The 14911-nt window shown below is 47.9% G+C and carries 10 protein-coding genes; 9 read left to right on the top strand and 1 reads right to left on the bottom strand.

The window, feature by feature from the left end:
• The first annotated feature begins 140 nt into the window (after positions 1–140).
• Entirely contained in the window at positions 141–3164 is a 3024-nt protein-coding gene (locus LRP50_RS16170; RefSeq protein WP_274165498.1) for a PAS domain-containing hybrid sensor histidine kinase/response regulator, read from the top strand.
• Positions 3165–3278: 114 nt separating this feature from the next.
• Positions 3279–4709, top strand: coding sequence for a sigma-54-dependent transcriptional regulator (locus LRP50_RS16165; protein WP_274165497.1), 1431 nt, complete (start codon positions 3279–3281; stop codon positions 4707–4709).
• 110 nt (positions 4710–4819) lie between these two features.
• Here LRP50_RS16165 and LRP50_RS16160 read toward each other — a convergent pair whose 3' ends face one another.
• The gene (locus LRP50_RS16160; protein ID WP_274165496.1) at positions 4820–5764 is read right to left on the bottom strand and encodes an NAD-dependent epimerase/dehydratase family protein; all 945 of its coding nucleotides are present in this window, start codon (positions 5762–5764) and stop codon (positions 4820–4822) included.
• Positions 5765–6186: 422 nt separating this feature from the next.
• On the opposite strand from LRP50_RS16160, the gene LRP50_RS16155 reads away from it, so the two are divergent.
• From LRP50_RS16155 to LRP50_RS16125, 7 genes are all read left to right on the top strand, one after another.
• Positions 6187–7203: a glycosyltransferase family 4 protein gene (locus LRP50_RS16155; RefSeq protein ID WP_274165495.1), complete on the top strand. Its 1017-nt coding sequence runs from the start codon at positions 6187–6189 to the stop codon at positions 7201–7203.
• Between the two features lie 200 nt (positions 7204–7403).
• Positions 7404–8660 carry a glycosyltransferase gene (locus LRP50_RS16150; RefSeq protein ID WP_274165494.1) on the top strand — a complete coding sequence of 419 codons (1257 nt, stop codon included), beginning with the start codon at positions 7404–7406 and terminating at the stop codon, positions 8658–8660.
• Positions 8657–9799 carry a glycosyltransferase family 4 protein gene (locus LRP50_RS16145; RefSeq protein ID WP_274165493.1) on the top strand — a complete coding sequence of 381 codons (1143 nt, stop codon included), beginning with the start codon at positions 8657–8659 and terminating at the stop codon, positions 9797–9799. Before LRP50_RS16150 ends, LRP50_RS16145 begins: the two co-directional genes overlap by 4 nt.
• On the top strand, positions 9796–11220 hold the full coding sequence (locus LRP50_RS16140; RefSeq protein ID WP_274165492.1) for a lipopolysaccharide biosynthesis protein: 1425 nt from the start codon (positions 9796–9798) through the stop codon (positions 11218–11220). The genes LRP50_RS16145 and LRP50_RS16140 overlap by 4 nt, the downstream gene beginning before the upstream one ends.
• A gap of 316 nt (positions 11221–11536) precedes the next feature.
• A complete protein-coding gene (locus LRP50_RS16135) occupies positions 11537–12259 on the top strand; it encodes an acyltransferase (protein WP_274165491.1) in 723 nt (240 codons plus the stop codon).
• Entirely contained in the window at positions 12256–13404 is a 1149-nt protein-coding gene (locus LRP50_RS16130; protein WP_274165490.1) for a glycosyltransferase, read from the top strand. Before LRP50_RS16135 ends, LRP50_RS16130 begins: the two co-directional genes overlap by 4 nt.
• The gene (locus tag LRP50_RS16125; RefSeq protein ID WP_274165489.1) at positions 13401–14894 is read left to right on the top strand and encodes a GumC family protein; all 1494 of its coding nucleotides are present in this window, start codon (positions 13401–13403) and stop codon (positions 14892–14894) included. The genes LRP50_RS16130 and LRP50_RS16125 overlap by 4 nt, the downstream gene beginning before the upstream one ends.
• Positions 14895–14911 lie beyond the last annotated feature (17 nt).

Below are 14911 nucleotides of genomic sequence, written 5' to 3'. Positions count from 1 at the left end.
GCAAACTGTACTAAACTCAAAAACGCATATTATTAATATTGACACTTTAGTTTCAACAATTACACAAAACAAAGGGGGGCGCTCTGAACATTAATATTAAAACGGTATTTATCACCGTATTAGCGCTAACCCTGACGCTCATGGCACTCATTGTCTTGTCTTTTTTCCATCATCATAAGACCAACGTTAACCTTCCCAGTGAGCATATCCAACGCATCGCCAATATCACTGCCGAGATTTCATTGGAATACATATCAAACAATGACATTGGCGAGTTAAAAAACCTGACAGACAAGATCATTGAGCAAGAAAAGTACGCGTTCTTAAGTATAGAAAAAAGCGGCAGCGTACTCGTTCATAGCCAGTTATCGCAAGATACATCGGGCGAGCTCTCCACCAAAAGTGCCCCTATCGGTGGTGTTAACGACCCCTCTGGCTGGGTTGTGATTGGGTATGATGACAACTCGGCTAGCACAAGTGAAGAGCTCGCTGAGCATATGCTAGTTTGGGGCATCATTGCTGTAGGTGTTCTGTCCATTGCCACGATTTACATTATGATGCTGGGCGTCACTAAGCCCCTTCGTCAATTGCAAAGCGTGAATTCGCCTAGCAGGCATACGTCTCGGTTAAAGTTATTCTTTCAAGATGACATTGAAGCGACGGTCCAAATGGTCAATGCCATGCGGAATAAGTTAGATAACAGCTACAACCAACTGAACGATTCACTCAAGCATCAAAAGCACTCGTACAGTGAAGCACGACAGATCGAAGAAAAAAACGCAGCAATATATAATGCCTCACACGATGCCATCATCGTTGCGAATGACAATGACATCATCATCGAATTCAGCCCAGTTGCCGAGCAAATCTTTGGCTGGGAGCGCCACGAAGTGGTCGGAAAAGCCATGGCAGATACGATTGTTCCTGCTCGCCTTCGTGAAGCACACATAAAAGGAATGCGTCACTTTCTCTCCACTGGCGAAGGCCCCGTTCTTAATCAACGAATAGAGTTAACAGCCATTCGAAGAAGCGGTAGAGAGTTTCCTATCGAAATTTCAATTTCACCGGCCAAAACCGCCCAAGGGCATATTTTTGTCTCTTATATTCGCGATATTACTCAACAACTTAAAGACCAGACAGAGCTAAAGATAGCGGCTCACGCCTTTGAATCGTCAGAAGCGATGTTTATTTCAGACAACCACGGTCACATTATTCAAACCAACCCTGCTTTTACTCACGTCACAGGCTTCTCTGACATTGAGGTTCAGGGTGAAAAGCCTCGCTCACTGACCACGAACCCACAAGATGCAGCGTTTCATAAAGATATATGGCGCAAGCTGTTGGCAAGTGGTTATTGGCAAGGAGAGCTCAACTTTCGACACAAAGAAGGCCGTTCGATCCCTGTTCGAATAAGCATTACCGCAGTGAAAGACGAAAGCGAAAAATTGACTCATTATGTGGCGCATTTCTTTGACTTAACCGAACAGAAAAACACCGAGCAGATCATCTTAGAGTCCCAACAGAGCGCAGAGAGTGCTAACAAAGCCAAAAGCCAATTTTTGGCTGCAATGAGCCATGAAATTCGCACGCCAATGAATGGGGTTCTTGGTGTACTTGGTTTGTTAAAAGAGACACCACTCACCGACCAGCAACAGAAATTGGTGAAAACGGCGCGGGAGTCGGGTGAGCTGCTCCTTGCCATCATCAATGACATTCTCGACTTTTCGAAGATGGAGGCCGGCAAGTTATCGTTAGAAAAACATCCCTTTGATATGTACGACCTCTTCAATCAAACAGTGGATATCATGCGTCCTCAGGCACAAAAAAAGAACCTACGCTTGACGGCGAAGATCTCTGACAATGTGCCAAAGTTCTTGAATGGCGATGGCGACAGAATACGCCAATTGTTACTTAATTTGCTGTCCAACGCCGTCAAATACACGAAAAAAGGCTCTGTGACTGTTTCACTGACAAGCAACCACCAAAGTTCCAGATATCACCAATTGCAAATCGATGTGGTCGACACGGGTGTCGGTATAGATAACAGCCATATACCAATACTCTTCAACGAATTTACTATGGCTGAAGACAGCTACAATCGCGGTCATGAAGGCAGCGGTTTAGGTTTAGCTATCTGCAAGCAAATCGTCAACTTGATGGATGGTGAAATCTCTGTCGTGAGCGAAGTTGGCAAAGGGTCAGTGTTTAGCGTCGTGATCGACGTGGATACAGCGTCTCAGGACGATAGTATTGTTCATACGCCCGAGCCTTCCGCGACCCATGTCGATATCGCGACAGACATTCGAATTCTTATGGCTGAGGACAACCCCGCCAACCAAGTCGTATTGCGTACCATGCTTGAATTCTCTGGCTTGTCTGTCGATATTGTAAGCAATGGTCAAGAAGCGGTGGAAGCGGTCTCTAGCATTCCGTATGACATTGTATTAATGGACATATCCATGCCTGAAATGGACGGAATGGAAGCCACTCGACGCATTCGCGCCCTCGACAGCGACGCTAGAAATGTGGTGATCGTCGCTCTCACCGCCCATGCGATCCGAGGCGACAAAGAAAACTTCATGGCCGTTGGCATGGACGACTTCGTCTCTAAGCCGTTCACACGCCAATCCATCTTAGATTGTCTCTCGCGTTGGCAACCAAAAGGGCACATCAAAGAAGCTCGAGACACTTTGGTGAATGATGTCCACGTAACACAAACAGTCAGCGATGTTTCTCGTCAGGAAAATCAACCTCATTCATCAGAAACACCATCAACCAGCTCAAGCCACGACAGAGTCGACGAAGTAACACTGACTCAACTCGTCACAGACACTTCTGCTGAAGTCACTCCTCAGCTCATTTCTTTTTATATCAGTGATGCCCAGCTACGTGTTAAAAAAATCGAGGATTCGGCTGCCATTCAAGACTACTACACGCTTGAGTTTGAAGCGCATACATTAGGCAGTAGCGCCGCCTCCCATGGCAACAGTTTGTTGAGTAACCTTTGCCGAAATATCGAACAGCACTGCCTAAATCAACATTACGAAACAGCGCTGGAAGCGGCTTCGTTACTGACAACAGAAGCAACGGCATCGCTGACCGAACTGGAGAAGCGAGTACAACAAGGGTTTTCAGCTGACGCCAATACCAAAGCCAAGAAATAGTCCGATGGCAGAAGGAATCTGTCATACACTTAAATCACTAATTAACAGAACGTTACGTCTCCTTTACCCGATAAATGGAATGACGCAGGCAGACAGTTAAAGGGATTATTCCACATGAAGCAAACGTATCGCGTGCTAATCATCGAGGATTCAGAACCACTTGCGAATTTGTACATGCAGTACCTATCCGATGAGCCGATCGAACTGACGTGCCTAGAAACGGGGCAAGCAGCACTCGACTACCTTCAAAGCGTTACGCCGCACCTTATTTTGCTGGACTTGAAGCTGCCTGACATGTCTGGTGAAAAGATCCTTCAATGGATTAATGAACAAGGTCTGCCTTGTTCCGTTATTGTGGTAACCAGTCATGGCTCGGTGAATAAGGCGGTAGATCTCATGCGCCAGGGGGCGGAAGACTTCCTCGAAAAGCCTGTCAGCGCCGAACGTCTAAAAACCACAATACGCAATCAACTTGAACGAAATCGATTGAAAGGTCTGGTTGATGATATTCAAAGCAGTTTTGAGCGAAATACGTATCAAGGTTTCATTGGTTCCAGCCTCCCAATGCAGAACGTTTATCGCATTATCGACGCAGCAGCGCCTAGCAAAGCCACCGTGTTTATCACTGGCGAAAGTGGCACAGGGAAAGAAGTCTGCGCGGAAGCCATTCACCATCAAAGCCCGCGAACCAAAGCCCCTTTCATTGCACTGAACTGTGGTGCTATCCCGCATGATTTAATGGAAAGCGAAATTTTCGGTCACGTTAAAGGTGCATTCACCGGTGCCAGTAACGAGCGAAAAGGTGCCGCTTCGCAAGCTGATGGCGGCACCTTATTCCTTGATGAAATCTGCGAAATGGACCTCGAACTTCAAAAGAAATTGCTGCGTTTCATTCAAACAGGCCGCTTCCAGAAAGTGGGCGCTAGCAAAGAAGAAAGCGTTGATATTCGTTTTTTGTGTGCAACAAACAGAGACCCACTCCAAGAAGTCTCCGCAGGACGCTTTCGAGAAGATCTCTATTACAGGCTGCATGTTGTTCCCTTAAGCATGCCACCGCTGCGCGATCGTGGTGATGACATTTTGGCTATTGCCACTCACTTCCTCAAAACCTATGCGCAAGAGGAAGGAAAAGCATTTTCACGTTTTACCCCTGAGGCCGACGTGGTGCTGCGACACTACCCTTGGCCTGGAAACGTGCGTCAGTTGCAGAATGTCATTCGTAATGTCGTGGTACTCAATGATGGGGATGCCGTCAGCATTAAACAGCTTCCCCCGCCGCTCAACGACACGCTTAGCGATCAAGAGATACTATCCTTAGCGCAGATATCAAAGCCCGAAACAACCTATAGCAATGCGACAGACGAGCCCAACGAAATGTCACCATTGAATGACGAAATTCGCCCCTTGTGCGACCTTGAACGTGAAGCCATTCAACGTGCCATTGCGCATTGCGATGGCAATGTATTGAAAGCGGCCGTCCTGCTACAAATCAGCCCATCAACGCTTTATCGTAAGAAACAAGCATGGGAAACCGATGAGGCTTAAGTGCTAGCAAACAGTAGCCAGACTATGTCAGGGGCCGAAAAAAACGCCGCTAATTTTGCGGCGTTTTTTCGATCATAGCGTTATACGTCTGGTTCTATAGAGAATCGAGACTAGCCTGCTGAACGTTGCGAATTGCTTCCATTAGCAAGGAAGGTAAGCAACTCTCGAAGCCCTTGGGTCACTGACGTTTGTGCGACAATGCTAAGATCCTTTGCCCCGCGAGCTGGGCTACCTATCGACGTGCGAATATCTCCGCGGCGAGCGGGTGAGTAATTGACCTCTACCGGTGAACCCGTTAGAGACATCAATATAGTGGCCAATTGATTCACAGAAAGCGCATCACCACGACAAACATTAAAGACCTCTGGCGTCACAGAGACATCTTTCATGGCTGCCCGTAAGAAACGAACAACGTCAGCCACATAAATAAAGTCACGGGTTTGCTCACCATCACCGTAAATAGTGAGAGGCTGTTGCTCCAGCACTTTATCGGCGAATATCGAAATCACGCCAGAATATGGTGATTTAGGGTCTTGGCGAGGGCCAAAGACATTGAAGAAACGCAGGCCCGTAGTCGGCACGCCATGCACCACAGATGCAACACGAGCGTGTAGTTCTGAGCCGAGCTTATCAGCGCCATAAGCAGTGAGTGGGCGGAGCACTGCGCGCTCAGCCAACGGCATATCCGCATTGTCTCCATACACAGCAGCAGACGAAGCATAAACAACAGGCGTTTTGGCGACCCTAGCGGCTTCGAAGGTACGAATGCTGCCCGTCAGGTTCACTTCGTGGGTTTCTACCCATCGTTGATTCGAACACTCAACAGATGCTATTGCCGCTAAATGAAAACAACCGTCGACTTCTTTCATTGCGTCTTCAAGTACTCCGGGCTGACAGATGTCGGCCACACGCAACTCACAATGGCGGGGCACATTGTCACGAGACCCAGTAGAGAGATCGTCCACCACTCGGACATGGTGACCATCAGCCAAGAGAGATTCAACGAGGTGTGAACCAATAAAACCACAGCCTCCAGTAACTAAATAACTCGCCATACTAGCCTCTATCAATTATTGAGATAACTATCAGGCCTACTGCAAAGTGTTTGCCAAGTTTTATTTCGACGTCATCCGTTATCATCCCAGTTTTTTGTTCTTTTCACGCTCAGCCCTTTGAAAGTCAGGGGTGTACTCACTTTCTAATATCGAAAAAAACCTTTAAGCAAGATTTCTGTTTATCTCTATTTAGGTTGATGGTTCGAAAATCGGCGACATCTTCAAGCGCTCCTCACTCACTTCGTCAATTTGACATGCGCTTTGAAAGAACAAGCGATAACCGTTGTCATTTTGATGAGTTTCAATTCGGGCTTTTCATGAAAAACCCAGTTAACAAGCTAAAAAATAAGAAGGTTAATGATATGGCACTAACTTTGCTTCTGTCTTAACTCTAAAGTCCCAATTCAAACAAAGGTGACGGCATGGCAACGCTAAAGAAGAAGATCTGGATAGTATTGGATAGCCGTGGGTTTGGTGGCATCGAGTCACATGTCGAACAACTTGCGCTTGGTTTAAGTAGCGCACGAACAGATGTGACCGTGGTCTTTCTCAATCAATATGGCGAGCACCCTATCCAAAAACGTCTTTTGTATCATGGGCTAGATTGCCAAATTCTTGATGGGCGAATTGTTTCCCTTTGGCAGGCTATTCGCAAAGACATGCCAGACGTTATTCATACTCATGGTTATAAAGCCGGCATTCTTGCACGCCCTATTGCAAAAATGATGGGTATCACTTGTGCCAGTACTTTCCACAGCGGTGAGGTAAAGGAAGGGAAAATGAAATTTTATGACTGGGTTGACCGCCACACAGCCTTTCTTGCCAACCAAGTTTATGCTGTTAGCACACCTGTACTTGAGTCCATACCTTGTCCAGCAAAACTCGCTAATAACTTTGTTAACGTGGAGGATTCCGAGGCTTCAAATGGCGATCAAATTGCTTTTGTCGGACGATTAAGTAAAGAAAAAGCCCCTGAGCGTTTTGTGCACCTCGCCAAGCGTTTCCCACACCTCGAATTCCATGTTTATGGCGACGGACCGATGCTGAAATCCCTTGAAAAATCCGCGCCCCAAAATCTCACTTTTCACGGTGCACAAAGTGATATGCGGAAAGTATGGAACCTAATTGGCTTGTTAGTGATCCCTTCGCGTGCCGAAGGGTTGCCTATGTCTTCATTGGAAGCAATGGCTAGAGGGATCCCCGTCGCGGCATTTAATGTAGGAGCACTAGGCCAGCTGATTGAGCACAACCACAACGGATGGTTATTGGAGCAAGGCGACATGAACGGATTGGTTGAGGTCATCCATCAGTGGCGCAATAGCGATGTTGTGCAGCGAGCAGAATGGCGTATGCGTGCGATCAGTACCATTAAGAAAGACTACTCTGCCGAAGCTGTTGTCCCTCAATTACTCAAGGCTTATGCCACTGCCGCCAAGTGACCGTCTGTGTGACTCTCAAAATGAGAGAAATCTACCTATCCGCGATGCTCAGCATCGCGGATTTCGTTTAAAAGGCATTAAATCAAACAATTAGAAAGTTGGATCAGTCTTTGCAACAGACACGAGTAAATGGTCTTTATCTTCTCGGTTCACTAAAACATGCTTCCGAGGATTAACCCAACGCTCGAGAGGAAATAACAATGAACATCAAACCTCAGGTTCTACCTACTCCTCAAAAAGTACTGTTTGTGCACTATGGCGATGACTGGATCCGCGGAAGTGAGCGTTGTCTGATTGACTTACTGACGCATCTCGATAAAACAAAATTCGAACCAGTACTTTGGTGTAATAGCGAAGTGCTTGCTAACGAAATTCGCCAACTGGCGATACCCGTGTATGTCAGCAACTTCACTCTATTGCTCGGTGAGCGTTCACCTAAATGGGATGTTATCGGGTACAGCAAATTAGTGAACACGGGGTTGAACATTGTTGATAAGCACGACATTACCCTTATCCATTCCAACAGTGGTGCACCTTCTCAATGGCTAAACCTCGTATCACGGGCTCGTAAATTACCGCTTGTTTTGCACCTTCACTCTCGTTACCCACTTCGTGATCGCATTACGCTTGGGCTCCATCATGCCAGCATGGCCGTTGGTGTCAGCCAGCCCGTTGTTGATCAACTATTGACTGACGGTGCCGCACCAAATCGTTGCAAAGTGATCCCTAACGGTATCGACACAGAAGCACTGCTCAACCAGCCCGTTGAAGACATTCGCAAATCACTCGGGCTACCAAGTGATGCATTCGTTGCCATTAGTGTGTGCTCGCTTATCCACCGCAAAGGCGTCGACTTGTTGATTGAAGCATGCAAGCAATTACGTGAACTTCGCTTGCCCATTCACCTGGTCGTGATTGGCGAAGGCCCAGATCGTGAAGCATTGCAAACCCAGATTGACGATGCACATCTCAGTGACTTCGTCCATTTGGTTGGGGAGAAGCACAATGTGGTGGGTATGATGCGTGGTGGTGGCGACTTATGTGTTTCCGGCGCACGTGAAGAAGTTTTTGGGCTGACATTGGCAGAAGCGGGGTTAGCTGGCCTTCCCGTTATCGCACCGCGAGTCGGCGGCATTCCTAGCGTGATTAGCCACTTAAAAACGGGCCTACTTGTACCAACTGAAAATGCGCACGCCATGGCGCAAGCCATTTACCACTTGTTCGTGAACCAAGACCAGCGCTTGCAGCTTGGCCAGCAAGGTCAACAACACGTCAAAGAGCATTTCACTATCGCTACACACACTCGCGCCTTTGAAGCACTTTATCAAGGGCTGCTCGATAACCCAGCGATGACCACGAACTGGATCAGCCATTGGCAGTTTGTACCGCCAGTAAAAGCGTCGTTTCGCTTTATGAAAAACTTCCGTAAACCCCATACTCAGGAGGCCACAGTATGAGTAAGCTCAAACACATTCTCGTGCTTGACCCTATCGCATTCTCTGGCGGGTCAAAGGTATCAACCAAGCACGTTCTTACCCAGCTTGAAGATAAAAACGTGCGCGTGTCTGTGTTAACGGCAGACACCAAAACATGGCGTCATACCCAAGCTTATACCAAGGCATTATGGATGCCGGTCGCGCTTGAGAAAGCGGAACAAGGCTTAGCCTATTTTGCTCGCCATTTGTTAATCGCATTACAGTTGGTCTGGTTTAGACTTTATATCGGCCGAATTGATACCGCCCTTGCTGCCTCAGGTCCGGGGGTCGACCTGGGTTTATATATCGCAAAGCTCATCCTAGGCTATCGCTTGGTGCAGATGATTCATGGCCCTGTTGCCAAGTCTCGAACCATCGGTCGTTGCTTACTGCATGCCGATAATGTGTTTTACCTCGAGTCCACCAGCGATTCTCTTTGCACAGCGCTCAGTGCCGCAGGCTGCCACCAAGCATTGTCAGAACTAACGCATTTTCAAACCTTCAATAATGGCCTGCCGAAAAACACATGGCCAACCCAGTGCCAATACGATAACGCCGTTGTATTTTGGGCGGCCTCATTGCTGAAGTGGAAAGGTCTAGACACGTTAATTGAAGCTCTCAAACACATTCACTCATCACAACATATCGACACACATGTGTGCTTTATTCGTCCTGAACAAACCACGTTACCTACCAGCGAAGCGCCTCAAGATGTGATGAACGTGTCTTGGCACGAAACCCCAGACAATTTGGATGAAATTCGCTCTCAATCCAATATCTTCGTCTCTACTAGCGTGAAAGAACCCTTTGGGTTGTCCATACTTGAAGCGATGGCGGCTGGCATGTGCGTCATTATCCCTAAAGACGGTGCTTATTGGGACAGCCAACTCACTCACGGTGTGAACTGTCTAAAGTACCAAGCTGGTGATATCACGGCATTGGCAATGTCCCTGCAATCCGCACAAAGTGATATGCGTTCACTTAAGCGTTTGGGTAAAGCTGCCAGTGTGATTGCTCAACAGTATCGCGCTGAAATTTGCTTTGGGGACATCTGTGAGGCATTGGCCACCAATGCAGAATCAAAGACTTCTGCACTGACACGTCGAGAGGTACAAGGATGAAACCACTTACGCCCGTCATGAAACAGACTCTGCTTTATGGCAGCAGCATGGCTTTGATGAAAGGCATCTCACTGTTGATGCTACCGTTCATCACGCATCAACTGCCTCAAGCTGAATTCGGGCTATTGGAAATCATCAGCAGTATCGCTGCGCTGGGCAGTATTCTTGTGGGATTGGGGTTAGAAGATGCGTTATATCGCTTTGTAGGGGGAAGTAAAACCCAACGTGAGCGCTTAACCATGGCCGCCAGAATATTTACGCTCACGTTGATAACCTGTGCGGTAATTATTCCATTGGGGTGGATAGGTGCATCGCTATTAGATAGCTATGTCCCCGGTGGACTCACCACTTATCAATTGCGTTTAGTGCTTCTAATGTTGGCGTTGGAAGGCTGTATTGCCGTTCCGCTGGGTTGGCTTAGAATGCAAAACCGCGCGATGGCTTTCTTTTCAGCTGCAGTTGGTCGTGCAGTATTTCACGCTGCGCTCACTATCATCATGCTGCTCAACGGCCGAGGTATCGACGGAGTTTTGGAGGCTGGTTGTATCGCTGCTATTGCACAAGCATTGATCCTGACAGTGGTACAAATCAAAGAAACGGGCTTATCGTTTTCCCGAACCGTTACCACACAAGCCTTGGTTTATAGCATGCCAATTATGGCAAGCGGCATCATGGCCTTTACCCTCAATGGCCTTGACCGCTGGGTACTTGCTGACGTGAGTTCATTAGAAGAGCTCGCCCAGTTCGGTGTCGCTGCGAAGTTTGGTCTTGCCGTTGTATTGCTGCTGCAACCGTTTGGCATGTGGTGGATGCCAAAACGTTTTGACGTGCTTTATGGCCCAGATGGCAGAGAAAAAGCCACTCGGTTTACAGGGTACGGATTAGTCGCTGTGATGCTCATTGCCGTCAGTGTGGCATTCGCCGCACCACTTGCTATCGCATGGCTGCTGCCAGAAAGCTACTTACTTGCGGCACAATTTATCGCCTTTCTTGTGGCTGCAGCGTTGTTTAAAGAAATGGCGGAGCTGGTCAATCTCGGCAGCTTTGCGGGCGACACGACCTACGCACAAATGGGTATCAATGCCGTTGCCGCTGTCATTGCGATCACCACATTGTGGTGGTGGGGTCATGAATATGGTGTGTTTGGTGTGTTGATGGCACTGGTGTTTACGCAATGCCTTCGCTTCGTGCTTTTTTACGTGGTCAGCCAATCGCTATATCATTTGCCATACCCTGTCTATTCGCTGCTATTTCTTGGCTCTTTATGTTTTATCTGGTTGGCAGTCGCGCACTACGATTGGTCGGAAACCGCGAGAATTATTCTTCTATTTATCGCACCGTTAAGCTTAACCCTCATCAGCCAAAAAATAGGGCTATTGCCAAAAGGGTCATTAAAACGAGTGGCGGGTCAAACCGCTTAGCAAACACTGAAAGCTCACTTTCTATGCCAATGCATTTTTATCACCTTCAGCAAGACAATAGATGTGCGTAGCTGAAGGGGACAAGAAAGCAGACAATTATACCCAATCAACCTGAAGATGCTCAATTTCAGAGGCCGTCAGGTTGTTTGTGGATATGTCTTCTTTCTTTTTGACATTCAAAATGACAAAAAGTCATTCACACCACAACAACCAACACATAATTCATTGATAAATAAAACATAAATAAACTGGCTCATTTCGTGCTTTATCTATAGTCAAACCGTTCTCGATACCGGAATTGGCAAGGAGCATGACAATGAATATGCAAGCAACCCGACATTGGTTAAAGCACAACCCAAGCCCACTCGCTCGCGGCTTATTCCGAGCCATCAAAGCCTGCATTCACTTCAGTATTCCAGCCCCCAGATTACTGGTTGTGCCGCTCTATCACCTCACCCGTTTGCTTCAGAATGTGTGGGAAAGTGCCACTCGCTCTCTATGGTGGACACCGATATTCAAAGGACGTCTCCAACATGTGGGTAAGAATCTCTATCTCTATGGCGGCATGCCTTTTGTTAGCGGCCCTCTCGCCATTTCTTTGGGTGACAATTGCCGAGTGTCGGGTCAAACGACGTTCTCAGGTCGCGTTTCTGGACACGATCAACCACAATTACTCATAGGCAACAATATTGATATCGGCTGGCAGACAACCATCGCTGTCGGACGGAAAGTGGTGATTGGTGACAATGTTCGCATTGCAGGCCGTGCCTTTTTGGCTGGATACCCTGGACATCCTATGAATGCAGAAGCACGCGCAGCTGGGTTGCCTGAACTCGACAGCCAAGTGGGCGACATTATCCTAGAGCCTGACGTCTGGCTCGCTACGGGTGTGTCCGTTATGGCTGGCGTGACAATTGGTCACGGCACCATTGTCGCAGCAGGCAGCGTTGTGACGTCAGATTTACCACCCAATGTGGTCGCGGGTGGTGTACCCGCAAAAGTGCTACGTGCGTTGACCGACGAGGAGATGGCAAGATGAAACGGGATCTGATTGTTTTCGGCGAAGATTGGGGCGGTTTGCCATCTAGCACTCAACATTTAATTCGTCGTCTTTCGCAGGACCGCAAAGTCGTGTGGGTCAACTCCATCGGTTTACGTCGTCCTACTTTCACACTCCATGATTGCAAACGAGCATGGCGTAAACTGACGGCTAGTCGCACAACCGCAAAAACGCGCAAAGACAGTCCTTTAAGCCTAACGAGTTCTACTGAAACACCCGATAACTTAATCGTGGTCAATCCCTCGACACTGCCGGCACCGAGAAGCACGCTAGGACGCAAACTCGCCACCCGTATGCTGCGAAAACAGCTCACTCCAATTATTGAACGCGCTCAACTGCATGACCCTATCCTGTGGACATCGCTGCCCACAGCTGTCGATATGTTCGACCAACTGGGTGCGTCTTCACTGGTTTACTATTGCGGTGACGATTTTTCCTCTCTCGCGGGCGTAGACCACATGACAGTGGCACAACGAGAGGAAGATCTTGTTCAAAAAGCGGACCTTATTCTAGCTGCAAGCGAAGCGCTCTTTACACGCTTTTCAAACAAGCGCACCAAATTACTTCCACACGGTGTCGACTATGATTTGTTCTCAATACCCGCCCAACGAGCAGAAGACCTTCCCAACAATGGAAAACCAACCGCAGGTTTTTATGGATCTCTATCCGACTGGCTTGACTATGACTTGCTGAACCAAACCATTCATTTGATGCCCGAATGGGACTTCGTGTTCATTGGAAAACCATGTGATGCGGCGTTGTCACTCGCACAACACAACAACGTCACCCTGCTAGGACCAAAGTCCCATCATGAACTTCCCGGCTATAGCCAGCATTGGTCTGCAAGCCTATTACCCTTCGTTGATAATGCCCAAATTAGAGCCTGCAACCCATTAAAGCTTCGCGAATACCTCGCTGCAGGTAGGCCAGTGGTTAGCACGCCATTTCCCGCCATCAATGAATATCGAAATTATGTGTCGGTTGTCCATTCAGCCAATGAAATGGCAGCCGCACTTAACAGTGCTGCCAACCAAACACCAAATTCTCGACAGCAATCCGCCGTCAGCATGCATACATGGGATGCACGTGCACAAACACTCAATGCTTGGTTGGACGTACTATGAACACACTAACGTATAAGTTGCTGATTCTATTAGATGGTGCGTGGAGACGACGCTACGTGATCATGATGCCTATCATCATTTTTCCGTTAATGGGCACGGCAATTGGGCTGATCACACCGAAAAAGTACAACTCGCATACAACCATGTTGATCCAAGAAACCTCAAAAATGAATCCATTTCTTGAAGACTTATCCGTTTCATCACAAATGAAAGAGCGTTTTAGTGGCCTACAAACGCTGCTACATAGCCGACACATACTCGGTAAAGTGGCGCTCGATCAAGGCATGATCGATGCCGATTCTGACCCAGTTACGGTTGATGAAACCATCGCGAAATTGTCTTACGGGCTAACCATGTCGACGATTGGCAAAGATGTGATCCGTATTGAATACCGCTCATCAACGCCGAAAGGTATGAAAGAAACCCTGCAGATAGTCAGTGACCATGTGATTGAAGAATTGCTTGCCCCTGAACGTTCTTCCATGAAGGATTCGAGCGAATTCCTTGCCGAACACATTACTTATCGTCGTGAGGAGCTCGACAAAGCAGAAGCCGCACTTTCTGATTTTCGCAGCAAACATGCAGATGGCTTACCAGAGCTTCAAATCGCTAACTACGCGCGTATAGAGCAACTCAAACAACGCTTATCTGAGAAACAAGCCGAGATGGCAGGCGCACGCAGAAGCCTAGGTGGTCTTGATGAACAGTTATCGAGTACCAACCCCGTTATCGGCAAAATTGAAGATCAGATCGTTAAGCATCGCAGTGAACTCGCCATGCTTAAAGCGCGCTATACCGACCAACACAGTTTGGTGCAAGGTGCTTTGAGAAATTTACGCCGCCTAGAAGAGCAACGCACTCAGCTTCTTTCTTCGACACAACAACCTGTAGATACTGACAAACTATGGGACATTGCAAGCAGCACCACCATTGATTCTAGCCAAGAGACCCAACCCCTTTTGATCTCTCAGTTGGAGAACCTCCAACTTGCCCGAAGCAAAGTAGAAACACTGGATGAAGAGACGGTCAGCCTCCGTGCAATGATTGCCACCTTAGAAGAAAAAACCAGCCAGTCCGGTGGCAAGGAGCAAAAAATCCGTAAGTTAGAACGCGACCTGGAGGTGAAGCGACAGCTATTCCAAGAATTGCTGGAACGCCATGAAATGGCACGCCTTACCAGCTCACTTGGCGTATTCGAACAAGACAAACGTATCAAGATTATCGACCGCCCCTATTCACCGGGTGTACCCAGTAACCTTCCTCTTATTATCTTTACCATTGCAGGCCTTATTGGGGGCGTGTTCTTGGGATGTGGCATGGCGTTGATACTTGAGCTCACAGATACCACCATTCGCCGAGTCGCCACCTTAGAAGCAATAACAGGAACCCCTGTACTCACTCGTGTACCCAGAATCGCGGCTGAGTTTCCTCCGTTAGCTAGCAACACTGGCACACCGCCATCGAGCGGAAAAATCATCGACATCAATTAAATCCACGTAAACACACA

Origin of the sequence: Enterovibrio gelatinilyticus (assembly GCF_028683095.1) — a bacterium.
GTDB lineage: Bacteria > Pseudomonadota > Gammaproteobacteria > Enterobacterales > Vibrionaceae > Enterovibrio > Enterovibrio gelatinilyticus.
The sequence above is the reverse complement of the archived record's forward strand: the minus strand, read 5'-3'. Positions and strand labels throughout refer to the sequence as shown.